This window comes from Pseudoalteromonas sp. SW0106-04 (assembly GCF_001293805.1).
Lineage (GTDB): Bacteria > Pseudomonadota > Gammaproteobacteria > Enterobacterales > Alteromonadaceae > Pseudoalteromonas > Pseudoalteromonas ruthenica.
The window spans coordinates 54327-79277 of record NZ_BCAI01000015.1 but is presented as its reverse complement, the minus strand read 5'-3'; the positions used below and the strand labels follow the sequence as shown (position 1 = coordinate 79277).

The 24951-nt window shown below is 45.5% G+C and carries 24 protein-coding genes; 9 read left to right on the top strand and 15 right to left on the bottom strand.

Translation table 11 applies throughout. The annotated features are described in order from the left end of the window. Positions 1-3: 3 nt before the first annotated feature. The 3 genes from W04_RS15660 to W04_RS15650 form a co-directional block, all read right to left on the bottom strand. Entirely contained in the window at positions 4-1743 is a 1740-nt protein-coding gene (locus W04_RS15660) for a DEAD/DEAH box helicase (RefSeq protein ID WP_082342264.1), read from the bottom strand. 49 nt (positions 1744-1792) lie between these two features. Then, on the bottom strand, positions 1793-2098 hold the full coding sequence (locus W04_RS15655) for an H-NS family nucleoid-associated regulatory protein (protein ID WP_022946197.1): 306 nt from the start codon (positions 2096-2098) through the stop codon (positions 1793-1795). Positions 2099-2295: 197 nt separating this feature from the next. Next, on the bottom strand, positions 2296-2505 hold the full coding sequence (locus W04_RS15650) for a cold-shock protein (RefSeq protein ID WP_022946196.1): 210 nt from the start codon (positions 2503-2505) through the stop codon (positions 2296-2298). A gap of 349 nt (positions 2506-2854) precedes the next feature. On the opposite strand from W04_RS15650, the gene W04_RS15645 reads away from it, so the two are divergent. Continuing rightward, on the top strand, positions 2855-3400 hold the full coding sequence (locus W04_RS15645) for a DUF4136 domain-containing protein (RefSeq protein ID WP_022946195.1): 546 nt from the start codon (positions 2855-2857) through the stop codon (positions 3398-3400). Between the two features lie 18 nt (positions 3401-3418). Here W04_RS15645 and W04_RS15640 read toward each other — a convergent pair whose 3' ends face one another. Continuing rightward, on the bottom strand, positions 3419-3667 hold the full coding sequence (locus W04_RS15640) for a YkgJ family cysteine cluster protein (protein ID WP_022946194.1): 249 nt from the start codon (positions 3665-3667) through the stop codon (positions 3419-3421). Between the two features lie 126 nt (positions 3668-3793). Here W04_RS15640 and W04_RS15635 point away from each other — a divergent pair, with 126 nt between their 5' ends. The 4 genes from W04_RS15635 (at position 3794) to W04_RS15620 (ending at position 9913) form a co-directional block, all read left to right on the top strand. Continuing rightward, on the top strand, positions 3794-4471 hold the full coding sequence (locus W04_RS15635; RefSeq protein WP_053911537.1) for a DUF1826 domain-containing protein: 678 nt from the start codon (positions 3794-3796) through the stop codon (positions 4469-4471). A gap of 54 nt (positions 4472-4525) precedes the next feature. Beyond that, positions 4526-5437 carry a GTP cyclohydrolase FolE2 gene (gene folE2, locus W04_RS15630; RefSeq protein WP_053911536.1) on the top strand — a complete coding sequence of 304 codons (912 nt, stop codon included), beginning with the start codon at positions 4526-4528 and terminating at the stop codon, positions 5435-5437. A gap of 138 nt (positions 5438-5575) precedes the next feature. Next, entirely contained in the window at positions 5576-6748 is a 1173-nt protein-coding gene (locus W04_RS15625; protein ID WP_053911535.1) for an efflux RND transporter periplasmic adaptor subunit, read from the top strand. A 3-nt stretch (positions 6749-6751) separates the two neighbouring features. Further along, positions 6752-9913, top strand: coding sequence for an efflux RND transporter permease subunit (locus tag W04_RS15620; RefSeq protein WP_053911552.1), 3162 nt, complete (start codon positions 6752-6754; stop codon positions 9911-9913). 307 nt (positions 9914-10220) lie between these two features. On the opposite strand, the gene W04_RS15615 is transcribed toward W04_RS15620, so the two are convergent. The 4 genes from W04_RS15615 to W04_RS15600 all read right to left on the bottom strand — a co-directional run bounded on the left by W04_RS15615 (position 10221) and on the right by W04_RS15600 (position 13181). Next, positions 10221-11177, bottom strand: a complete 957-nt coding sequence (locus tag W04_RS15615; RefSeq protein WP_053911534.1) for a Shedu anti-phage system protein SduA domain-containing protein — start codon at positions 11175-11177, stop codon at positions 10221-10223. A 103-nt stretch (positions 11178-11280) separates the two neighbouring features. Further along, a complete protein-coding gene (locus tag W04_RS15610) occupies positions 11281-11628 on the bottom strand; it encodes a hypothetical protein (RefSeq protein ID WP_053911533.1) in 348 nt (115 codons plus the stop codon). Between the two features lie 133 nt (positions 11629-11761). Then, entirely contained in the window at positions 11762-12487 is a 726-nt protein-coding gene (locus tag W04_RS15605) for a hypothetical protein (protein ID WP_053911532.1), read from the bottom strand. Positions 12488-12608: 121 nt separating this feature from the next. Next, the gene (locus W04_RS15600) at positions 12609-13181 is read right to left on the bottom strand and encodes a hypothetical protein (protein WP_053911531.1); all 573 of its coding nucleotides are present in this window, start codon (positions 13179-13181) and stop codon (positions 12609-12611) included. A gap of 86 nt (positions 13182-13267) precedes the next feature. Here W04_RS15600 and W04_RS15595 point away from each other — a divergent pair, with 86 nt between their 5' ends. After that, on the top strand, positions 13268-13567 hold the full coding sequence (locus tag W04_RS15595; protein ID WP_053911530.1) for a hypothetical protein: 300 nt from the start codon (positions 13268-13270) through the stop codon (positions 13565-13567). Between the two features lie 61 nt (positions 13568-13628). On the opposite strand, the gene W04_RS15590 is transcribed toward W04_RS15595, so the two are convergent. Further along, the gene (locus tag W04_RS15590; protein WP_053911529.1) at positions 13629-14774 is read right to left on the bottom strand and encodes a tetratricopeptide repeat protein; all 1146 of its coding nucleotides are present in this window, start codon (positions 14772-14774) and stop codon (positions 13629-13631) included. A gap of 384 nt (positions 14775-15158) precedes the next feature. On the opposite strand from W04_RS15590, the gene W04_RS15585 reads away from it, so the two are divergent. From W04_RS15585 to W04_RS15580, 3 genes are all read left to right on the top strand, one after another. Then, positions 15159-15515, top strand: a complete 357-nt coding sequence (locus tag W04_RS15585) for a hypothetical protein (RefSeq protein WP_157576483.1) — start codon at positions 15159-15161, stop codon at positions 15513-15515. A gap of 118 nt (positions 15516-15633) precedes the next feature. Continuing rightward, complete coding sequence (locus W04_RS18910; RefSeq protein WP_157576480.1) at positions 15634-15969, top strand: hypothetical protein; 336 nt, start codon at positions 15634-15636, stop codon at positions 15967-15969. Next, positions 15959-16600, top strand: a complete 642-nt coding sequence (locus tag W04_RS15580) for a hypothetical protein (protein ID WP_157576477.1) — start codon at positions 15959-15961, stop codon at positions 16598-16600. The genes W04_RS18910 and W04_RS15580 overlap by 11 nt, the downstream gene beginning before the upstream one ends. Positions 16601-17306: 706 nt before the next feature. Here W04_RS15580 and W04_RS15570 read toward each other — a convergent pair. The 6 genes from W04_RS15570 to dapB form a co-directional block, all read right to left on the bottom strand. Beyond that, positions 17307-17603, bottom strand: coding sequence for a hypothetical protein (locus W04_RS15570; RefSeq protein WP_053911525.1), 297 nt, complete (start codon positions 17601-17603; stop codon positions 17307-17309). Between the two features lie 48 nt (positions 17604-17651). After that, on the bottom strand, positions 17652-18668 hold the full coding sequence (locus tag W04_RS15565; RefSeq protein WP_053911524.1) for a S66 peptidase family protein: 1017 nt from the start codon (positions 18666-18668) through the stop codon (positions 17652-17654). A gap of 127 nt (positions 18669-18795) precedes the next feature. Next, the gene (gene greA / locus W04_RS15560; protein ID WP_053911523.1) at positions 18796-19272 is read right to left on the bottom strand and encodes a transcription elongation factor GreA; all 477 of its coding nucleotides are present in this window, start codon (positions 19270-19272) and stop codon (positions 18796-18798) included. 46 nt (positions 19273-19318) lie between these two features. Continuing rightward, on the bottom strand, positions 19319-22537 hold the full coding sequence (gene carB / locus W04_RS15555; RefSeq protein WP_022946184.1) for a carbamoyl-phosphate synthase large subunit: 3219 nt from the start codon (positions 22535-22537) through the stop codon (positions 19319-19321). 18 nt (positions 22538-22555) lie between these two features. Further along, positions 22556-23692 (bottom strand): glutamine-hydrolyzing carbamoyl-phosphate synthase small subunit, encoded by a 1137-nt coding sequence (gene carA, locus W04_RS15550; RefSeq protein WP_022946183.1) that lies wholly within the window; start codon positions 23690-23692, stop codon positions 22556-22558. Positions 23693-23901: 209 nt separating this feature from the next. Next, on the bottom strand, positions 23902-24708 hold the full coding sequence (gene dapB, locus W04_RS15545) for a 4-hydroxy-tetrahydrodipicolinate reductase (RefSeq protein ID WP_053911522.1): 807 nt from the start codon (positions 24706-24708) through the stop codon (positions 23902-23904). Positions 24709-24951 lie beyond the last annotated feature (243 nt).

Here is a 24951-nt window from a genome sequence, read left to right as displayed (position 1 = left end):
GCCCTAATACAGGGCGTTTGCCTTTCGAAAAGCGCCCTCATAGTCAAAGAGTTTGTCACTCACCTGCCACCCATATCGTTTCGACTTTCGCGCCACCACAAAATCAGGTGCTTGCAGGCAGTGCTGATGGTCAACCACCTGCTGAGCATCGTGCCAGTTTGTGACTCCGCTAACGGTGTGCCGCTTAGCGTAAAAGCGATTAAATCGAGCCACTACCTTGGCATTATTAAAGTCATAGCTCTCATCGACACTGGCCCCATCTTCATCAAAGTAGGTAACTTTGAGTTTGCTTGGCTGAGTAATTTGACAACTCAAGCCACTACAGCGCAGTACCATGGCTTCTTTTAAATTAAGTGCTTTTCGCAGTTTATCGTCTGGGTCAACCAGCTGATGTTGGCAGGCACTGCATTCGCGCGCAGCAATGTCATTTTCCCTGCCGCACTGCGGGCATTCTTTAAATTTAAAGCGATAGTCACACTGCTGCGTTTGCTCACCATCATCAAGCAGCCCCTGACAGCGCCGACCATGATGCTCAATAACTTGACCACTGGCATCCGTTTTTCCCCAAAAAATATTGGCAAACCCGCACCCAGGGCATACGACTTGAACGGGTTCACTCAATGGGTCGGGGCGCTTCGCTCCCACTTCTGGATAAAATAAGTCAAAGCCATTGGCAGCATAATCGATCACGAGGCAGTCTTTTTTTCCTTCGCACAAACGCAGACCTCGACCCACAATTTGCTGATATAAGCCAACCGACTCGGTGGGCCTTAAAATGGCGATGAAATCCACATGTGGAGCATCGAAACCCGTGGTTAATACCGATACATTAATAAGGTATTTTAGCTCTTTGCGTTTAAACCTAAGGATAATTTCATCACGCTCAGCCGCCGGTGTCTGACCCGTTATAACCGCGACTGACTCACTACTCAAATAGTCAGCTACTTCATAAGCATGTTTGACTGTGGCAGCAAATATCATCACTCCTTGTCGAGCATCTGCTTGCGCTTGAATATCACTGACAATACTTTTGGTTGCCCGGGTACTCGATTGCAATAGTGTATTCATATCGCCTTCACTGGGTATACCTGAGGGGCCGGATGCCAGTGAATTAAAGTCATAATTTTGCACTGCAGCATCAACGCAATTAGGCGGGGTTAAATAGCCTTTATTGATTAAATACCGCAGCGGCAATTCATATATACACTCGCTAAATGGCGCATCTGCCGAGCCACGTACAAAGCCATGATAGTGGCGGTGATATATCCATCCTGATGTTAAGCGATATGGGGTCGCGGTTAGACCTAGCACTTTCAATCTGCTATTTGCTTTTTTTAAATGCTGAATAAGCTGTGAATACTGACTGTTTTCATCGTCACTAATACGGTGACACTCATCGACTATAATAAGTGAGTATTGCCTTTTTAGCTTATCTCTACTTTTAGCGAGAGATTGAATACTGGCAAAGGTGACTTGCTGGTTTAACTCTTTCTCGTTAAGACCTGCAGAAAAGATCCCCGGTGTTAATCCCAATGCTTTATATTTTTCGGCATTTTGCTGTACTAATTCTTTAACATGAGTTAGTACCAAAATAGGGAATCGCGCAAGGCGCGCAAGCTCAGCAATAACTACACTTTTGCCACTTCCAGTGGGAAGCACAATCACGGCTGCACTATCTGAGCGGCGAAAGTGGGCTAAGGTGCTATCAACGGCTTTTTGTTGGTAATCTCTGAGTGTAAACACAACTAACACCCAAGTAAGTAAAAGGCCCGAAACCGGGCCTTGGAGGTTATTATTTTGCGAGGTATTTAGTTAGGTCAACATCTTGGAATGCTTTCGGACGCTTACCACGGCCTGACCATTCAACTACTTTTCCTTCAAACTCGCGACGATACTTAGGTTCAACCTTAGTTCGTTTGTCCTGTTTCGAGTCAACAATATCATCCACACTGAGCCCTTTTTCCTTCATCAGTTCGAGAACTTCCTGTTTCGCTTTTTCCTGCTGTTGCTGACTTTCGAGCGCAGTATTCAGAATATTAATTGCTTTCTCTAACTCATTCATCGATGCCGTTTTGGCAAAGGCTCTGATCTCTCTCACTATGGTCTCTTTTAATTGTTGAACAAGGAGATTAAATAATAATTGAAGATTGATAATATATCAAAAATAAAAAGGCACTATACGCTGGGAGGGCTTATTTTAAATTAATATGACAAAGAAGGTGTAATTTGAGAGGGGAAAAGTGAAGCCGAGTCGACTTCACCAATTACTCGCTCACAGGCGTGAGCAAATAAGCATTAAACGGGTGTTACATTTTCCGCTTCTGGTCCCTTTTGGCCTTGTTTGATGCCGAAAGTTACCTGCTGGCCTTCGTTAAGAGTACGAAAACCGTTACCGTTAATGGCACTGAAGTGAACAAACACGTCTGGACCATTTTCTTGTTCGATAAAGCCAAAGCCTTTTGCTTCGTTGAAAAACTTTACTTTACCTTGTGCTTCTGCTGACATACTTAGTTTTCCTGTAAGTCAATTTGTATCAATCGCCTAAAATTAGGCACTATCCTCCCTGAGCCAGTGTCGCCGCCGATGGGTCAGGTACAGTACTAAGGGCACACTAGCTAAATAGTCACTCTTACAGCATTGGCCGCACAAAACCGTCACATTACACGCCTTAACTCAAGGCAAGTTAAAGACTACCACAGAAAAATATAATTAGCTTTAAATAAATTCGAATTTTCTCTTTACCGGGAACTAACTGCTGCGATAAAAAACTAACAGACTACGCAGTTCTCGCTTTCCAAGAACCTGTGTTATGTTATTCGTAGGACTTACACTTTGCCCAACTAAGGAGCATTCAATGAAAAACCTTCTGCTAGCCGGTTTGGTACTATTACTGGGCGCGTGTGCTTCGCACCCGGATTTTGACTACGACAAATCGGTCGATTTCTCGCAATATAAAACCTTCGCATGGATCCCCAATGCCAGCCTCACCAAAGGCACTAATAATTATCAAATTAGTGAGCTAATGGAACGCCGCGTGCAACAAGCGGTCAATGATGAGCTTCGCGCCAAGGGCATGGAACTGGTATCCCCCCAACAAGCAGATGTGTTAATTAATTACCATGCATCCGTTGATACCAAGGTGGATGTCGATACGTTTTCTACCGGTTACGGCGCTCGCTGGGACTATTGGGGCATTGGTTACAACGTGCAAACCACCACGCGTGAGTATGAGGTAGGTACGTTAGTCATCGATGTCGTTGATAGGTCTTCAAACCAGTTAGTGTGGCGGGCAGCTAAAGAGGGACGCCTGAAAAAGAATCAAACCCCGATTGAGCGCACCGAAGTGGTACGTGAATCAGTGGCAGATATTCTCAGCAACTTCCCTCCTCAAGCGCAGTAAAGCTCAAACAGAGGCGCTTTACGTGAGCGCCTCCAATTGGGTGATGCGCCACATTGCTTGGGCATCAGTGCGACCACACACATCCGTTGTGGCACTAAACTGACTGCATACAGCGGGCCGCGAAGGTTGGTTAAACAACTTACATAAGTTGTTAGTATCCAGTTGAACACAACGCTCTCCCGCTTTCTTGCCGTTCGGCATACCTGGAATGGCGCTGGAAATACTCGGTGCGATGCAGCAAGCGCCACACCCTAAACGGCAATCCATCTATCGCTCACCTCTTCATGATACAAATTCGCAGTATACCATAGCCCGCTTCGAGCCATGACCCTGTCTATGCAGAGCACAACATAAATGCTATGTTATAACAAACCACAAATAACGAGAGATGCTATGCAAGTAACACCGTCCCATGCCCCTGATGCGCCCCCCGTGCATCAGCCAAAAACAGCGAGAGCGTCAAGCAATGTTGATGTATTACCTTCAATTTACCAGCCAGCTCATAACATCGTCATTTGGAAGCGCGCACTCGACTCAACGATACGCGGGCAAATCCAAACCCTTATTCAGGCGCAGCCAAATCTCGCATTGACTTCAACGGTGAGTGCAAAGTCAGTACTTCACACCTTACAAAGTAACTTTGATAACCACCAAGATTATCAGGCTTTGTTCAGCGATATCTCCACATTAGTGGATATGTTCAGCTGTTTGCTTGACTGTGAACACGTTGGTTTACGGCTAAAAGTGCTTAGCCAAGCCATGTGCCCTCGGTTTCACGTTGACCGCGTGCCCGTGCGCTTAGTAACCACTTACCAAGGCCCGGGGTCGCAGTGGCTAGCCCACGCCGATGCAGACTACAGTAAGCTTGGCAGCGGCAATCAAGGGCTCAGTGACGCAAAATCAGGGCTGTATCGCCATGCTGAGCATATTCATCAATTACAGGCAGGTGATGTGGCACTGCTCAAAGGACAACTTTGGCCTGACGGTGAGCACAGCGCATTGGTGCATCGCTCACCCCCACAACATGATCAGCAACCGAGGCTATTACTGACTCTCGATGGCATTTTTTAGCCCTGTATAACTGCATTTAATAACCCCCACACCGACTAACCAAATGAGGAAAAAATGGGCCATTTACCTGATATTACTGCAGTGCAACCAGCAGATACCGCTTTAACGCTGAAATGGGTCGGGATGGAGCACATTGCCCTACCCATACACGTTCCAATTTCCAGCTCGCAGATACAGCAAACTCATGCACAAGCGGATGTTTTTGTCAGCCTAGATAGTAAGCAGGCAAAAGGGATTCATATGTCACGGCTTTATCAAATACTGAACCAGCATTTGAGCAACAAAGCGATGACGCCCCATCGCTTAGAGCATCTGCTTCGCGAGCTTATCAGTTCGCAGCAAGGGCTAAGCCACAGTGCCAAGCTGCAGCTGAGTTTTGACCTTATACTCGAGAAAAAAGCCTTAATCAGCGATAAGAGCGGGTACCAAGGCTACCCTGTGACGCTACATTGTGAATATCACCAAGGCCAGTTTACTATTGAGCTCGGCTTGTCTATTCCTTATTCCAGCACCTGCCCTTGCTCCGCTGCATTATCGCGCCAAGCATTGAGCGACGCTATTGCCTGCGAGTTTACAGACGATGCCATCGACAAGAACACATTGCTCAACTGGCTAAGTAGCGAGCAAGGCTCTATCGCTACGCCGCACAGTCAGCGCTCATTCGCCTATATTCACATGCAGATGCAAGGTCATACCTTGGGCTATATCAGTGATCTTATCACCGAGTTCGAGGCGGTCATTGCCACTGCCGTGCAAACCGCAGTGAAAAGAGAGGACGAGCAAGCCTTTGCCAAGCTCAATGCCGAAAACCTGCTGTTTTGTGAAGACGCCGCCCGGCGTATAAAACAGGCGTTGCAGCACAAACCCAGGCTACTCGGTTATTGGTTTAAGGTTGAACATCAAGAAAGTCTGCATGCCCATAACGCAGTCGTCGTTGACTATAAACGGATGTCAACGCTGGAATAAACAGCGTTGCATTGACGTTACCGCCTATCATTTGCGCGCTGCTGACACACAATTCATGGTTTGTTACATCTTCCACATACCTGTAAACATCATTCACGATAGTATTAAGCTGTCATCGAAATATACGGGAGCAACACTGTGGCTAGTAAAAAACAAATATTTTTGCCGCTAGGGGTATTGGCAGGCGCCATTGGGGTGTTTGTCGCCCTCAGCGCCATGAAGTCGCCACCACCACAAAAAGCACAACAGGATATCGCCCCTCTGGTTGAGGTAACGCCAGTGGAATTAACGGATGTAACATTAAAAGTGCATTCATATGGCGAGGTTATGGCGCAAGAGCAAACGGAGCTTGTGGCGCAAGTAAGCGGTCAGGTAGTCTCTGTTTCTGAGCAATTTGTAAAAGGGGGCTTTGTTGCCAAAGGCGATGAGCTGCTACGTATTGACCCGAATGATTATGAAGCGGCGCTCATTGAGGCGCAGGCAGGTCTAGCTCAAGCTCAATCAGCACTAGAAATTGAACAAGCACAGGCACATGTGGCTAAAGCTGAATGGCAGCGTATTAAAGACAATGCCAATGAGGTGATCCCCTCCGAGCTGTATTTACGCAAACCGCAACTAGCAGAAAAGCTAGCCAACTTTAGAGCTGCACAAGCGCAAGTGAAACGCGCCAAACGCAATTTAGAGCGCACCTCGATTCGTGCTCCCTTTGATGCCTTAGTAACAGCAAAAAATATTAGTTTAGGTAGTGTTGTCAGCCCAGGTAGTAAACTGGGTCAGGTCGATGCCACCGACATTGCCAAAGTGCGTTTACCGGTTGCCAATCATGATATGCAGTATCTTGTCGACGGCGGCGTCGGCGCGAAAGTCAGTTTGCAAAGCGATATTGCTGGCAAAGCGGTGACTTGGCAAGGCACTATAGTGCGTAATGAAGGCGTGGTTGATAAACGTTCACGCATGACCTATCTGGTCGCCTATGTAAACACTCCTTACCAACACAGCGTACCGCTGCGTTTTGGTGCCTACACCAATGCGACTATTACCGGCAAACAACTGCGAAATGCGGCAATAATCCCCAGCCACTTAATCAAAAAAAATCGCGTCGCACTGTTGAATAACGACAATACCCTGGAATTCAGTGCCCTTAATGTTATTCGCGAACAAGACGGTATGGCTTATGTTGACACCGGTTTGACGACCGGAGAGCAACTCATTACCTCAGCGCTTGAATACCCTACTGAGGGCATGGCGCTGCGCTTAAATGATGAGCCAACCCAGAAGCCACACACGCAATTGGCACTGAAAGAGGACTAAGTGATGACGCAGCAAAGAGAAAAAGGCTTAATCGCTTGGTTTGCGCGTAATCCGGTGGCAGCCAACTTATTGATGGTATTCATCATTGTTGGCGGTATCCTTAGCGCCCTATCTATTCGCAAACAAATGTTCCCACAGTTTGAGAATAACTGGTTAAGTATTCAGGCGGTTTATCCCGGTGCCGCCCCTCAAGAGGTTGAAGAAGGGATCACCATCAAGGTTGAGGAGTCTTTACAGGGATTGGAGGGGATCAAACGTTTGATCACCTACTCTAATCGTGGCTACTCACAAAGCTGGATTGAGGTCGAAGAGTCTTACGACCCGCAAGAAGTGCTCGATGAAGTAAAAATGCAGGTCGATGCAATTTCCAGTTTCCCTGCGGAGATGGAGCGCCCTAATATTCGCCGGCAAAAGTTTACTCAGGAAGTCATGATTTTGGCTCTCTACGGCGATATGAGTAATTATCAGCTTAAGGAGCTCGGGAATAAGCTGCATGATGAAATGCTCAGTCTGCCGTTAGTGAACTTAGTCGAATTTAACTCCGGCTTGGATTACGAGATAAGCATTGAAGTCAGCCCCGATAAGCTGCGTGAATATGGCCTTACCTTCCGCGATATCGCCACGGCGGTGCGTAACTTCTCGGCCAATATGTCTGCCGGACAAATCCGCTCCGATAACGGTTACATTTCCATGCGCGTGGAAAAACAAGCCTATCGCGGTAATGAATTTGAGAAGCTGCCATTAATTACTCTTGAAGATGGCGCACAAGTCTTTTTGGGGGATGTGGCCACTATCCAAGACGGCTTTGAAGAAGGCCTACAATATTCGAAATACAATGGTAAAAACTCGCTGATGTTCGAGGTGGCAGCCTCCAAAGATCAAGATATCACCCGCGTTGCTGCGGTGATGGATGACTACCTCAAACGCAAAGAAACCGAGTTACCCGCAGGTGTTAAATTAACGCCTATGGTCGATTTAACCTACTACCTCGAAGGGCGTCTCGATATGATGATCGAGAATATGATTTGGGGCGGTGTGTTAGTCATGCTGATGCTAGCCATGTTCCTGCGCATTCGGTTGGCCTTTTGGGTGATGATGGGGTTACCGGTGTCCTTTCTCGGCGCTTTCCTGATGATGCCCGTGGGGCTAGACATCACCATTAACCTTGCCTCACTGTTCGCTTTTATTCTGGTTCTGGGGATCGTTGTAGACGATGCCATCGTGGTGGGCGAGTCGGCCCATGCGGAGATAGAAAAGCATGGCCAGAGTTTAGATAACGTCGTACGCGGCGTAAAACGTGTCGCCGTGCCCGCCACCTTTGGTGTGCTCACCACTGTGGCCGCTTTTTTACCGCAAACACTCGCTTCCGGCCCAGGCGCGGCATTCAGTAAGGCCATAGGCGGCGTTATTATCCTCTGCTTGCTGTTCTCCTTGGTGGAATCAAAACTGATCCTTCCAGCGCACTTGGCGGCGATGAAAAACCGCCCGGTTAACCCACGCAACCCGTTGCATCGTTTGCGCAGTCGCTTTGATGCGGGGTTAAAGTATGTGATTGAATCACTATACCGCCCTGCGGTTACCTGGTGTATTCACTACCGTTACACCGTCATTGTGGGCTTTTTGGGTATTTTAATTGTCAGTGCGGGGCTATTCGCCGGTGGACTCATTAAGTTTATCGCCAACCCAAAAATCCCGCATGATTTCCCTGGCATTAATATCGAAATGAATCTCGCCAGTTCAGAGAGCGCAACCTTGGCAACGGCTCGCAAAATTGAGCAAGTGGTGCTCGATGTTGAAAAACAAATTGAACAGCAATACGGCCAGCCAATGATCCGCGATATTTCTGTCAACATGCAAGGGCGCACTAACGCTCGCTTGATGATGGTATTGGTAGAGCCGCATTTGCGTCCTATGGATACCTTTGCGCTCAGTGCTCTGTGGCGTGAAAATATGCCGCCACTGCCGGGACTGAAATCAATGACCATCGACGATAGCATCATGAATGGCGGCGGTCGTGATGATGGCGATATCAGCTTCCGTTTAGAGGGTCGAGATAACGAACAGTTGAAAGAAGTGGCCGCCAAACTCAAAGACAAACTTGCCACCATGGCCGGTGTGGGTGATATCAATGACTCTATGCAAAGTGCCACCGAAGAAGTACAGCTGGATTTAAAACCTATTGCCTACAGCTTAGGGCTGACCTTGGCCGATGTTGCATCGCAGGTGAACTTTAGCTTTTACGGTTTAGAGGCGCAGCGCATTCTTCGCGATGGCGAAGAGTTAAAAGTGATGATCCGCTACCCCATTGAACAGCGAAATTCCATCAGTGAAATTAATGATGTGCGCATTATCACGCCTGCTGGCGCAGAAGTGCCGCTGGCAGAAGTAGCCGAGGTAACGCTGGTCGACGGTGTTAACCGCATCCGTCGCGAAAATGCCAAACGCACGGTTAACGTGTGGGCTGCGGTAGACCCCAATCAAGCTGAACCTTTCACCATTGCCCGAGAGATCCGTGATGAATATCTGCCAGCCTTATTGAAGAACTACCCCGGCGTACAAAGCAAGGTTGCTGGACGCGTACAAGAGGAAATGGAAAGCGTTGCCGAGCAAATCCGCGACTTAGTGCTATCACTGATGATTATCTTTGCATTATTGGCGATTCCTTTGCGCTCTTACACCCAGCCCTTGTTGATCATGTCGGTGATCCCCTTTGGCGTGGTCGGCGCAGTTTATGGCCATGTGTTTATGGGCATGACCATGAGTAGCCTGTCATTTTTTGGCATCATCGCCGTGGCCGGTGTGGTGGTTAACGATTCACTGGTCATGGTGGACTTTGTCAATAAAGCGCGTGCCCAGGGCATCGCTATAAAAGATGCGGTGGTCGAAGCAGGTTGCAAGCGTTTTCGCGCTATTTTGCTTACCTCAATCACCACCTTTATCGGCCTTATCCCGATTATCACTGAAACCAGCTTGCAGGCACAGATTGTGATTCCTATGGCGGTTTCCTTGGCTTTCGGGGTGCTCTTTGCAACGGTGATCACCTTGGTACTCATTCCTTGCCAATATGTGGCACTGGAAGATGCCAAGCGTCTGATGCGCAAATGGTTCTCTCACCCTGAGCCAGGCACCGAAGTAAGTGATAAACCAGCTACACAACATAATTAAGCATTGTTACTAACCCAACCATAAAGCCCCGCATCGCGGGGCTTTTTTTTGAGCGAGTCATTTTTGAGAGGTTATAAGCTAATCGCTGCAGGCCAGTTATAACGGTTTTTACTTAAAGGCTGTTAAGAGCGAGGAGCAAACAGCTACTCTAAATCATTATTGGACAGAAACACGTTAGAGTATTTATTCTGTAACGCCCAACTAAGGTGTGAAGCACGCAATGACCAAGCCACCGCATAGCACTTCAACACCGAAATAACCGCATACCAAAAATGCCACGCGTGCTGAATCACTCTTAAATTGTTTGTTAGCAGCGTTTTCCAAGTATACGCTTTGCCCTTTCTAACACATGGTCAAACGTCATAATAGTCAAGTTGTGGTAACTACTATTTAAAACTCGAAATGCCTGCTGCTGCTCTCGATTCCAGTCATTTGAACGACCGTATATTAACGTACATCGAGGCTTAATCGTCTTCACATAACCAACCCTTTCCATGAATTTGACACTATTTGCCTCTAGCTCGATTTCATGTATGTAAGACTGGGATTGTGTAATCGCCTTAATTAAGTCAGAGTGCGGGTAATAATTATTATGATCAAGACCTGAAGCCCAGAACTTTAAACCGCCTTCTGGTCGCTTAATTTCAACAACATCGAGGAAGCCGTCATAACTTTCCATTAGAAAGTCTGAAATGTTATGGATATCTATTGCTCTTTCATCTAAAACTTTGACAAAATCGCTACCTAGAACCCAACTATTAGTTTCAAACCAGTTTTGCCATACGTTTTCAGTAAAGTCAGACTCTAGTAAATATTGAAACTCATCTATTGCACGAGATTTTCGCGCATGCTCTAAGCCCAGTTCCAAGTCTTCCGGTATTACGTCGTTGTCCAATAGAAACTGAAGCATCCCTTGTTTGTCTGGTAAATTTAAAAGTTGTTTGATTTGCTCTGCATTTGATGTGTCGTACGGGTTATCTAAAGGTAAAAAAGCTTTCGTACCCTGTTTGAAAGGCTCGTAATTGGTTGAAATAAAATCTATCAGATTACTGAATTCTTCACTATCGAGAGTGAGTTCACTTTTGGGGTTATCTAATTCTAGTGTTTCACCCTCAAGCCAACCTTTTGGCTTATTATACCGACCAAGCTTCAAGAACACTTCGTCTTCAGAAGTGTTATGAGGGATTTTCCAAAATATTGCTCGGGTCAATACTCTAGGTTTATCACGAATAATTTTAGCTAATCTATCTTTAATTTTTGCCATGATACCTATTTATCTCCTCATAGCTGCTAACGCTTCAATAACCGGCGTAGCTTTGCTGCGTCCGGCGCCGAAGGCGCGTAGTTAATTGACTTGTTAGCATGCTTTACTCCGCACTTAGTTCTGGCAATGATAATTTTTGTTGTAGCCCAGAAAATGCCTCATGCGTATACGGACCAAATACAAATTCTGTAGGCTCTGCAAATTTATGGTCTTTGATGCGATCTATGTAGTAATAAGCACAACTGCCTTCCGGGCAAGCACATACTGATATGAATTTTTCATTTGCATTAATAACCCTAGGCTCATCAATACGTCCGATATATGCTCCATCCCCGATGTTAAAACCAAGACTTTTAACACCGTCTATCCAATAAATCTCGTATGGCCCCTCACTCCACGATGGGGAGCAGCCAACAAGCAATACAACAACTAGTAATGAAACGTGTTTCACAGTATCTCTTGCGTGCTAACGCCCAATTAAGGTGTGAAGCACGCTACCACAACACTCAAATTGGACGCCGTAAACACTAAACTAGACCCAAACCAAAAATGCCAAGCGTGCTGAATCACTCTTAAATTGTTTGTTAGGCATTTGGTTTCTCAGGCTTTACGGTGACAGTGTAAGTTTCAGTATCTGTTGCGCTTTCTATTTGAGAGGCTGTACCAATATCACTGATAGCTCGGCTGGTATAAACGGTAAAGCATACTATTAAAAGAGTAAATCCACAGAATATCTGGTATATGGTGAGAAACTGAACAAGCCAATAGCTAGGAGAAACACTACTATCCGCGAGGGTTGTGATCGTTGCTGCACTATAAAATAACGCATCACTTACACTTACTAAGTCTGACTGACAAACGCTATTGCTAGCCTCACACCAATATGAGGTCGGAGTCAGCATATATATAAAAGCAAAATTGATAATTAGCTCTAGGTAGCTATGCAACGACAATTTTAAGCGTTCAAAGAACTCTAAAGAGCTAGTGCTATCAGTCCTTTTTAGCTTATCTGCGGCATCATCTAAAAATGCAATAAAAATTTCGTTACAGCGCGAAATTAAGAAATACCCCCAAAAAATACGATATCCGAACGGCAATAACTCATACAGAGAGCTAACACTCTCTCCTGCTTTTAACTCCCACTCTGACTGGAAAAACGCAATCGGGACAATCAATATAATTGCGAGCACTAAATAGAAACTATTCAGATTCTTCAACAGAGTTTTCCGTTCATCACCAACTTTCTTAGCTTTGAGTTGTTTCGCCAAAAACCATGTCGGAGATAAAACTGCTTTGAACAATATAGTCATCTAATCTCGTAACTCCATAAAAATGCCTAACGCCCCATTCAGGGGCTTTTTACTGTTGGCTAAAATAACGAACGCAGTGAGGAAAGCCAACTGTTAAAAGTCCCGTCACTGCAATGGCTTGTTAGGTTTTACATCTCGTTCTATTGGTATTTACACCTTTTAGTGTCAGCTGCATGTGTGTTGCCTTATCTAGCGTTTGCAGCCCTTCAATAGGTTCAGTCTGATCTTGGTTCAATATAACCCCTGTCTTAGTTGGGCAAGCAGACCAACTTACAGAGTTAATAAATGAGTATGTTTTATCAGATTCTGGTGTGAATATATATTTTGATGTGCATTCATAGCCATTCACTGGGTGTATTAAGCCGAAAGCTAAAAAAATTGGTTTGTTAGACTTTACTTTTACAGTGGCAGGATTTCCTAATTTTAGTTCTGTAGATACCTCTACGTCACCTACATACCCAAACGAAATGTCTTCACCTTCACCGGTGCATTGTTCGTAAATAATTGCAGTATGAGGGTAAGGTGCGAAACCAAAACCATCTGTTTTTTGCTCTGTTTCTAGGTGTAAATAGGCAATATTGGGTCCTGTTGGCTCAATGTATTCATATGAACCTCCTGAAAAACTAACTCCATTATCAGTACTTGCGCACCCAGTAATAGCAACACAAAAAATGAATAGAATAAAGTTTCTCATAGCGACTCCTTTCTTAACAGTGAAACCTAACAGCTTATTAGTGAGACCTTGCAAGGTATGCTACCTTGTAAGGTAGGAGATTACCTATGTATAGACACACTAATAAAGCTTCAAAAAATTATCGTAAATCATACACTAATCGAAAATTTGCTATAGAACAAGAAAGCTTTGTAGAGCCACAAAACATTCCTGAACTAAGAAGAATAATCGAAATCACCGATTACGATAGTGGTGAACCCATTACTCATAAACTTGAACTGTATAAAACTGATCGGATCGATTGTTATAAAGTTTTAGTCGACGGAAAGCTTTGGAAAAAGCGTATTGGTTGGAGCAACATCTTGGCAGGAATTAGAAAAGCCCTCCCTAGATTAGCTAGAGAGTGACAGTCCGTTTTGGGGCAAAACGAGTTAACGTGCGAAGGTTCGCTTCTCAATTAATTGAGATTCAGTTATTAGCTTCAGCTATAAACTTTTCTAAAAACCTACGATGCCTTTTTTTATGCCATGTGAGCATAGTGTCTGCTATTTTGACTGCATCTTTTTGATACTTAACGGCGGTATCATAGTCGCCCATTTTAGCATAAGCTTTAGCTAAATTGTGGTGACTATATGCATCCAATGGATAGCGTTTGACCATTTCTGCAAAAATCTTGAGCCCTTCCTCTGGAGCTCTTTCCAGCAAGTAAAAACCTAAATTGTTAATCGACTTTTTTGGAGAGACGTCAAACCCATACTTTTGTTTCGATAAATAATCATAATGCTGAACTATAGAAGCAATACCTTGCTGAGATATATCAGACTCAGGAGCTAGACCATTATTAATATCATTGAACATCTTTTCTACTGCAACTATTACAGACAGGAGTGGAAGAGACATAAAATAATTTTCATCGAAATGCTTGTAATGCCAATCCAGTGATTTGGGAGCATGTGATTCTAATACTTCTTTTAGCTGGTAATAAGACTCTACTTGATGCTCCTCCTTTATGGTCGTGCCGTGACTGAATAATAGGAACTTAGGATCATCTTTTATTTTCGCTAACTTTGGTTGTGTCGTAGACAGTATTTTTGCGTAGTCATCTTTAATTTCTGGGCTTATGGCTATATACGCATCGAACATATCGGGTTTGTTTATTAGAGCCGATAGAGTAATTGTTCCGTTAACTCTAAACCCACTCATTATTTTAAAACCATTGGTTCTATATCTCTTATCTATTTCAGGAAGAAGCTGGGTTTCAAAAAAGTCTAATAATGGTGTCGTTTCTCCTGATGGATCAAAAAGCATCCCAGCTCTATTTCCTAGAGCTGGAGTTACAATAATTGTTTGTAACCACGGCCATTCACTATTATGACTGAGCCAATCATGCATACCTCTGAGGTATGTATCTGCATTGGGGTGGAAATCAAACATTAATATGTAAGACTTCTCTTTGTTTTTGCTATAACCGGACGGCAAGGCAACATTAAACTTTAAAGGAGCTTTGAAGTTTGGGTGATTGAGCTGAATCTGATCTTGTGAGCTTTTAGTTGACGCATAGGTGTTAATGCACGATAAAAATATGACTATCGTTAAAAAGCGTATTGAAAACATATCATTCCCTTGACCTTAGTTGACTATCTCAATGCTACCACAGTTGATGATAAAACAACCAACCCAACCTTTAGGAAGTTAATAACCCGCCACGGCATTAAAGTATTCGGTTCAACTATTGCATCGTGAAAGGTATTCGCTCTCGCACCCACTTATGCATTATATATTTTCACTGCCGAAGTCTGCGGTTTTAATCACCCTTCTAAGTTTTGGAGTACCTCCGGCAAGAACTAAGCCTTCCTGTTGTGAATTGTGACTATTTCGATTAGTGTATGATTTAACTATTTTTTTAAGTTTTATTAGTGTATCTATACATAGTTCACCTCCTACCTTACAAGGTTGTGTACCTTGCAAGGCCTCACTAATAATTTGTTATGTGCACAAATGAGTATTCTGAAATATTTAACTTCTCAGCTATCACTGTTAAAAGATGACATCAAATATAGAAAGTTGAATTCAACTTCTTCTGGTGTCTACTTGTCAGAAAAGCTCCTTTTTGAATGGGGAGATGTTACCTATGTTGAAGCTTACAAACGAGACATGGTTACTGAGGATTTAATTTGTCTCGATATAGGTTTGCTGTCTGGTCGTGTTGTAACGCTTCATGAAGAGTTAAAGGGTTATGAAGCGTTCAAAAGTATGATGCACAGTCAATTAGAGCTTATCAATAAAGAATGGATGGCAGACGTAATGTTACCGCCGTTTGAAGAATGCCGCACCAAAGTGTATAAGTGCATATAACAAGGCCATTATGGCAATTGGATGCAAAACGCTTGGCTTGCGCTCATTCTTCGCTAATTTTAGCCAAGCATTTGTGCGCCCCATATGGCGGCGTTATATGCTTGTGGTAGCTTGAAAAATGGAAGTATTTAATAGCAGAAAATGGATGTATTGTGGTGCTGTCCTTGTTTTACCTACAGCAGCTCTTTTTAAATCACTTATAGAGTGGGCTGTTCCGCTATATTTAGTAGCAATTTTATTAGTTTTTCTCGACCCCTATTTTAAGGAATTACGGTCTCAACATACTTCAGCTAATAGATACATAACTGTTATTTTGTCTTCTGGTCTTGTTGCTGGGATTATTTCAAATGTATTTCCACAAGCACATACATGGCTTGTATCTGGTTGGTTTTTATTTTTTGTAGTGTATGGTTGGCCAATAGCAACAAGGATAGATCGTAATAATGGCTCTTAAAGCAGCGCATATAACAACCCAATCAACACACTCATTACGTTCGCTGGGACGCATACATGCGGGGCGGCTTCGCCATTATGCCCCACATGCCTGCGCCCGTTATTGGAAAGTTAATTTTAACAAAGGGAGTTGTATGAAAGTCCAAAGATTATTAATTTTATTATTAGTGTGTTTTCACTCTTTTCTATATGCAAGCGAGAGCCATAACCATAGTCATAAGCAGATAGTTGAGGTTGTTGATGAGTTTATGTTGGCTATCAAAAATAAAGATGAGCAGTCTTTTACTGACCTGTTTTATAGCAATAACGTACCGTGGCTTGGGGTAAACCCTGAAAAGAGAAAAGGAAACCTACCAAGTAACGACGGGATTATATATGCGACTCACCTTGGCTTTATTGGCTGGGTTGCTTCATCCGAAGAGAATATTGAAGAGAAGTATTGGGATCTAACTATAAAATCAGATGGTGAAATTGCTTCGGTATACTTTAAGTACAGTTTTCATATCGGGGATTACAAAATGAACTGGGGTGATGAAACGTGGGATCTGATCAAAACCATAGATGGATGGAAAATAGTGTCTGTTATTTATTCAGCTACATATAATCCAAATCCGCGCTCTGATAAGAACTAACAGAGATTAAAAGTGATAAAACTGCCAAACTATTTTTACCCATTGACCAAGCGTTAGGTGCGCATGATATTAATTGGCAGCAGTGAAATGAACATATTAGCATAAAGCTAAACTCAGAGTTTCCCTCTGATGGCATGGCGCAGGCTGCCGTTAATATGCGAGTGAATGGATTTATAGCGGAAGTATCAGCCTAATTAGATTTATATGCGTTGCAATCATTTCAAAGCTCTTTAACCGTACTTACTCAAAAGCTTAAAGGGGTCGCAACACTCTTTCCTCTTGAAGACTAGTTTACTGTCAAATTAGCGGGAGAGGGTAAAGGTCATATTGCGGTAACTGGGCACGTATTTGCACAAGCCGCATAGGGTTCTTGTTTGATATGAATTTGGCATTGACCAAACATATTTGCCAGGCATACTTTCATCAATAAATGCGTCGTTAAAATAATCAACATTGGTGCACCTAACAAGCGCCTTAAAAAATGGGCGTAAAAGCGCTTGGCTTGCGCTCCTTCGTCGCTAAGCATTTGTGCGCCCCATATGGCAGCGTAACCCCCACCCGTAAATGCCACGAAACTGAGACTGTAAGATCTTCTGTGTAAGTGGCTGTTAATCATAGTGATACACGGTCACTGTACATAATCATAAACTGAGCAGCCGGCCTATTTCCATTGTATTAGTACAACATAAAATTACCGATATAAAGCTTAGTCCTTGTGCGACAACAGTGAATACAGCGCATCGATACGTTTATTAATGCGCTTGTGTTGATTGTGCATGTCAAAGCCCTGAGCGAATATCAAAATCACCAGCACATAGAGTACTGGTTCGCTCAGCACCTCTGGGTACATGGCTTGTAATATCAGTACCACCAGCAAATTGCTAAGCAAACGCGCCACCCAGCTTTTCCATGTTGGCCGCAAATGATTAAACGTGGCTAAGTGTTGTTGTTGACGGCGTTGCTCTTCTAAACACCACTGCGCCATCGCTTTGTCCTTTTGCATTTATTAACTCCTTAAAAAATTATATATCAGCCTTTGTATATCGCGCTGTTAGCGATAGTGCTGCACCAGGCTAAGTTCACCCTGTTTAAATTCACATTCAGTATCGGCACCATTAATCATTACCCAGTTGGGCGCAACATGACCAATATCAGCATCGAGAACAACCGGGCACGTCACCCCTTGAAGGGCGTAATCAAGGGCATCATAGTAGCTAAAATCTCCCTGCCCTAGGCACAACGAGCGCCCGAGAATAATGCCACTGAGATTCTCTAAGCTTCCAGTGGCGCGCATCGCCAATAAGCCTCGAGCAAATTGTGTCGGGCTCAGCTCGGCATTTTCCAAATACAAAATCACACCTTGATTGTGATGTGCTCGCCACTGCTTTAGATCTAAAAGTGAGCTGCATAACAGCGGAAACAATGTATCGGCGCAGCCACCGATTAAACGTCCAGCAAACTGCGCAGAGTGCGACCCTGATAACCCGCGCGTGTGAGTTGGCGTATCTCCCTTAAAAACGGCTTTGGGATGCGTACGGTAGTTGGGGTGTGTCGCCTGATAATATTGGCTACTGCGTTGTTGCAATTGCTGGCCTAAGCTCAAGTTCAGCGCAGTAAATACTTGCTCAACCTGAGCACTGCAGTCATTGATGCCTAATTGCATTAAATTAGCGCAGTGCATGGTTGCCCACTGGCAGCGATAGCTTAATACGGCGCTCATGGTGCTGATATCGGAAAACCCTGTTAACCACTTAGGTGCGGCATTGGCTAAGGCATCAAAATCCAAGTGGGGCAATAAATCTAAAGCGAAATCCCCACCCCAAGGCGGCATAATTGCAGCCACCGTCTCATCCAATAGCAGTGTCATCAGCTCGTTGGCGCGCGCTTCAGGAGAGGCGCTCACTAACCCTTGTTTTCGTAGCGAGTCGCCCTCTCGTACTTGAAAGCCGCGTTGCTTAAGGCCCTCCAGTACATAATCCAAACGTGGCCAAAAAGGCGCATCGACACCCGAGGAGATCGCGGGAACGGCGATAGTATCACCGGGTTTTAACGGTGCAGGATAACGCATGGGAGCTTCCTTGTTGAGTCATTTGCGCAGGCTATGATGCGCAGTACACGGTTTCCCTGCGTAAGAGCATCACTGCCATAAAAAAACCCGCGTCAAGGCGCGGGCTTTTTAGAATAAATACGCTCGTTTAGAGGTATTCAACTTCAATAATTTCGTATTCCACCGCACCATTAGGTGTTTCAATGTTCACGCAGTCGTCGAGCTGTTTGCCGACAAGACCGCGAGCAATGGGTGAATTAACCGAAATCAGGTTATTTTTGATATCCGCTTCGTCGTCACCAACAATGCGATAACGTACTTCTTCGTCGGTATCCACATTTAATATGGTGACCGTGGTGCCGAAAATCACTTTGCCGTTGTTCGGCATTTTAGTGACGTCGATAATTTGCGCATTCGACAGTTTCGCTTCAATTTCTTGAATACGACCTTCACAGAACCCCTGTTGCTCACGGGCAGCGTGATACTCAGCGTTCTCTTTCAAATCTCCGTGTTCACGCGCTTCGGCGATATCAGCGATGATCTTTGGACGCGTTACTGTCTTTAATTCGTTTAACTCTTCACGCAATAGCTCTGCACCGCGTGCGGTCATTGGAATTTTTTGCATAGTTTTCCCACTTACGGTAGGCCGCAGCAACACTGCGGCCAAGCGCTTAGTTTACTCGTTGGTGTAACTCTTGAACTGACGCTACGTGGCCACGATCGTCTGCTGAGTTAGCCGTACAGTTGGCAAACGCAGCATTCAAGGTGGTGGTGTAGTTTGTCTTGTGCATCAAGGCGCCACGACGTAACACTTTGGAATCCTCAATCGCTTGGCGACCTTCGGTGGTGTTTACGATGTAGCTGTACTCGCCGTTTTTAATGCGGTCAAGGATATGAGGACGGCCCTCAAATACCTTGTTTACACGGCGAACTGCGATGCCCGCATCTTCAAGCGCTTGCGCTGTCCCTGAGGTTGCGTCTAGTTCAAAGCCTAGTTCAGTCATGGTTTTAGCAAGCTCGATAGCTCGCGCTTTGTCACCATTACGTACTGATAGTAACGCGCGACCACCGCGTGGTAAAGCATTACCTGCTCCAAGCTGCGCTTTTGCAAAGGCTTCGGCGAAAGTATCACCAACGCCCATCACTTCACCGGTAGAACGCATCTCTGGGCCACGAATTGGGTCAACACCTTGGAATTTAGCAAAGGGTAACACCACCTCTTTAACACTGTAATAAGGTGGAATGGTTTCTTTGCTGATGCCTTGACTCGCTAGGCTTTGACCAGCCATACAACGCGCCGCTACCTTAGCTAGTGGCACTCCCGTCGCCTTTGATACAAACGGAATCGTACGCGCTGCGCGAGGGTTCACTTCAATCAGGTAAACTTCACCATCTTTAACCGCGAACTGAGTATTCATAAGACCAATTACGCCCAGCTCGAGCGCCATGTTGCGCACTTGCTCACGCATAACATCTTGAATGTCTTGGCTCAGGGTATGGGCAGGTAGAGAACATGCCGAGTCACCAGAGTGTACCCCTGCTTGCTCGATGTGCTCCATAATACCGCCGATAATAACGGTTTCACCATCACACACTGCGTCTACGTCAACCTCAATGGCATCATCAAGGAAATGGTCCAAAAGCACTGGGGCTTCATTAGACACCGATACCGCTTCATTCATGTAGCGACGTAGGTCGTCTTCATCATAAACGATTTCCATCGCTCGGCCACCCAGTACATAAGAGGGGCGAACCACCAGCGGGAAGCCAATTTCTTTTGATTTGGCAATCGCCTCTTCTTGCGACGTGACGGTGGCATTTTCAGGTTGCAGCAGGTTCAAACGCTCAACCATTTGCTGGAAACGCTCACGGTCTTCTGCACGGTCAATGGCATCCGGTGAAGTACCAATGATTGGCACACCGTTCGCTTCTAGAGCGCGCGCCAGTTTCAATGGCGTTTGTCCACCGTATTGCACGATAACGCCTTTTGGCTTTTCAACACGGGCAATTTCCAGAACATCTTCAAGGGTGATTGGCTCGAAGTATAGGCGATCTGAGGTATCGTAGTCTGTTGACACTGTCTCAGGGTTACAGTTCACCATGATGGTCTCATAACCGTCTTCACGCATCGCCAGTGCTGCGTGCACACAGCAGTAGTCGAATTCGATACCTTGACCAATACGGTTTGGACCGCCACCAATAACCATGATTTTATCTTTGTCTGAAGGCGCCGCTTCACACTCTTCATCATAGCTTGAGTACATGTAGGCGGTGTCTGAGCTAAACTCAGCTGCACAGGTATCCACGCGCTTGTATACGGGCAGAATATTCAGCTGCTGACGCTTTTTACGGATTTCTTTTTCCGACACACCGGCAAGCTCAGCAATACGCGCATCGGCAAAGCCTTTACGTTTTAAAGCGCGTAAGAAGTCGCCAGTAAGGCCAGCTAGGCCGCCTTCTTTGACTTTTTCTTCGTCTTTGATGATGTCTTCAATTTGCACCAGATACCAGCGGTCAATCTTGGTTAAATTAAATACATCTTCCACACTCATACCATGGCGCATCGCATCGGCGATATACCAGATACGCTCAGCGCCCGGCTCACGTAGCTCGCGAGTGATTTTCTCAATCGCGCCTTTTTCACCAATAGGCAATACCGGGTTAAAGCCAGTCGCGCCTACTTCTAATCCACGTAGTGCCTTGTGCAGTGACTCTTGCTGATTACGACCAATAGCCATTACCTCACCCACCGACTTCATCTGTGTGGTTAGGCGGTCATTAGAGCCGGCAAACTTTTCAAAGTTAAAGCGTGGAATTTTCGTAACAACGTAGTCAATAGACGGCTCGAATGACGCCGGTGTTTTGCCACCGGTGATATCATTTTGCAGCTCGTCCAGGGTATAACCCACAGCCAGTTTGGCAGCGATTTTTGCAATCGGGAAACCGGTCGCTTTTGAAGCCAATGCCGATGAGCGTGACACTCGAGGGTTCATTTCAATAATGACCACGCGGCCGTTATCTGGATTAACGCCAAATTGTACGTTAGAGCCACCGGTTTCTACGCCGATTTCACGCAGTACCGCCATCGAGGCGTTACGCATGATTTGGTATTCTTTGTCGGTCAGTGTTTGTGCCGGCGCTACAGTGATTGAGTCACCGGTGTGTACGCCCATAGGGTCGAAGTTTTCAATTGAGCAGACAATGATGCAGTTATCATTTTTGTCCCGCACGACTTCCATTTCGTACTCTTTCCAGCCCAGTAAGCTTTCGTCAATCAACAGCTCATTGGTCGGCGATAGGTCAAGACCTCGGGTACAGATTTCGTCGAACTCTTCCATGTTGTAAGCCACACCGCCGCCGGTGCCGCCCATAGTAAATGACGGGCGAATAATACATGGAAAGCCAATGCGCGAAAGCACATCGTGGGCTTCATCCATAGAGCGCGCAATTTCCGCACGCGGACACTCAAGGCCAATATTTTTCATCGCGGCGTCAAAGCGTTCGCGGTTTTCCGCTTTATCAATGGCATCCGCCGTGGCACCGATAAGCTCAACGTCATACTTAGCAAGCACGCCGTGCTTATCCAGCTCGAGTGCACAGTTCAATGCGGTTTGTCCGCCCATGGTTGGCAGCACCGCATCGGGCTTCTCTTTGGCGATGATTTTCTCTACTACTTCCCAGTGAATAGGCTCGATGTAGGTGGCATCGGCCATTTCTGGGTCGGTCATAATCGTAGCAGGGTTAGAGTTAACAAGGATTACCCGGTAACCCTCCTCTTTAAGCGCTTTACAGGCTTGAGCACCCGAGTAGTCAAATTCGCAAGCTTGACCGATAACGATCGGGCCTGCGCCTAAGATAAGAATGCTTTTTATGTCAGTACGTTTTGGCATTATTACTCCGGTCTTAAATTAGTTAGATTGCGCTTGCATCAGTTCGATAAAGTGATCGAACAACGGGGCTGCGTCATGGGGGCCTGGGCTAGCTTCTGGGTGGCCTTGGAAACTAAACGCAGGCTTATCGGTGCGGTGGATACCTTGTAAGGTGCCATCAAACAACGATTTATGTGTCGCTCTCAGGTTCTCTGGCAAGCTTGCTTCATCCGCCGCGAAGCCATGGTTTTGCGCTGTGATCATCACTACCCCACGGTCAAGGTCTTTTACCGGGTGGTTACCACCGTGGTGGCCAAATTTCATTTTTGCAGTGCTTGCACCTGAAGCCAGTGCTAATAATTGGTGACCAAGGCAAATGCCGAAAATAGGGATGTTTTTATCAAGGAAGGTTTTAATGGCGTCAATGGCGTAAGTACAAGGTTCTGGATCGCCGGGGCCGTTAGAGAGGAAAATGCCATCGGGATTAAGCTTTAACACCTCTTCGGCCGAGGTTTGTGCCGGCACCACCGTGAGCTTACAGCCTCTATCCACCAACATCCTGAGAATGTTGCGCTTTACGCCAAAGTCGTAGGCAACCACATGAAACTTTTCGTCCTCAGCGCTTAGGGTTTTAAAGCCCTCACCCAGTGTCCAGCTCGTTTCGCGCCACTCGAATGGCTCGCTGGTACAGACTTCTTTGGCTAAATCCATGCCTTTCAACCCAGGGAAGGCTTGCGCCGCTTCCAGGGCTTTATTCTCATCAACCTCATCGCCCGCGATGATACACCCGTTTTGCGCCCCTTTATCGCGAAGGATACGAGTCAACTTACGGGTATCGATATCGGCGATGCCTAGAATGTTACGTTCTTTTAGGTAATCGTCGAGCGATTGTTGGTTGCGGAAATTACTCGCTAGCAGTGGCAAATCGCGGATAACTAGGCCTTTGGCCCAGATACGTGCCGCTTCTTCGTCTTCGCTGTTAGTACCCGTGTTCCCGATATGCGGGTAAGTCAGGGTAACGATTTGTTCGGCATATGACGGATCAGTCAAGATTTCTTGGTAACCAGTCATCGACGTGTTGAATACTACTTCACCCACTGACATGCCGTCAGCGCCGATCGCAGTACCGCGAAACACTGTGCCGTCTTCTAGGACTAACAGAGCGGATTTAGTCAAGTTAACCTCCTAACAGTAAAAAACGGGAGTAAAAATGACCGATTTACTACCCGTTTGCAGCGCTTGGTTATACGCATTATGAAATTTTGGCAAATTGACGATATTCTACACGAGAGTCGGAGAAAGATCTAATTAAAAGTTTGTAAATATAAAAAACAGCACCTATTCAATGAAAAACTCCCGAAACTCGTAAAAACACCCTTAAAGTTCTATAGTTCGAGCACATCTTGCATAGTATAAAAGCCAGGTTGCTTATTTTGCACCCACTTCGCAGCCCTCACTGCTCCTTGCGCGAACGTCATTCTTGAGCTTGCTTTGTGTGTTAATTCAAGCCTTTCACCCATTAATGCAAAGTAAGCCGTATGTTCACCAACTATATCACCACCTCGTAGCACCGAATAGCCAATTTCCTTTTGAGATTTGGCCTGTTCACTTTGTGAGCGGTCATACACAGCGACGTCATCATGTTGCCATTGTTTGGCTTCGGCAATGGCTTCACCAAGGGCTAATGCAGTCCCTGATGGTGCATCAATCTTATGGCGGTGGTGAGCCTCGAAAACCTCTATGTCGGCGTCATCACCAATTTTCTGCGCTGCCGTTTGCACTAAATTAAGTAATAAATTAATACCGACGCTAAAGTTACGGGCAAAAACAATGGGGATATGCTCACTGGCATCATACAAACGCTGCATTTGTTGCTCATCAAGCCCGGTGGTACCAATCACCATCGGCGTGCCTTTAGCAACGGCGATATCAAGGTGGGCCAGCATGCCAGCAGGAAGGGTGAAATCAATCAGCACGTCACACTGACTTTGCTCATCGAAGGCGCTAAAAGCTAAGCCCTCAGCGTGTTCGCTTAGGTCTTTAACTACATTGTTGACGTTGACACCGAGCAGTTGCGAATGCGCGCGTACATAAGCGCCTGCGAGCTGCGTGTCACCATCATTATTGGTTGCAGCTAATAACACTTGCCCCATTCGGCCATTGGCACCGAGTACCCCTACACGAGCAGACATATATTTTCCTTCAATCAATGAAATACTGATAGCTTCTATGCTAACGCAGATGCACAGGGTGCGCGAGTGAGAAAGATTCAAAACAACATCCTGTGGCCATGTCGTGTGCGATTTCATTTTAGGCCTAGGGTAAGCCCGCTAATTATGGCTAAGCGCTCGATAATGTTAATTTTTTGTGTTACTACTGAGTAAAATAACAACAACCACAATGAACGCCGTAGACTTTAGCCGTCCATACGTATA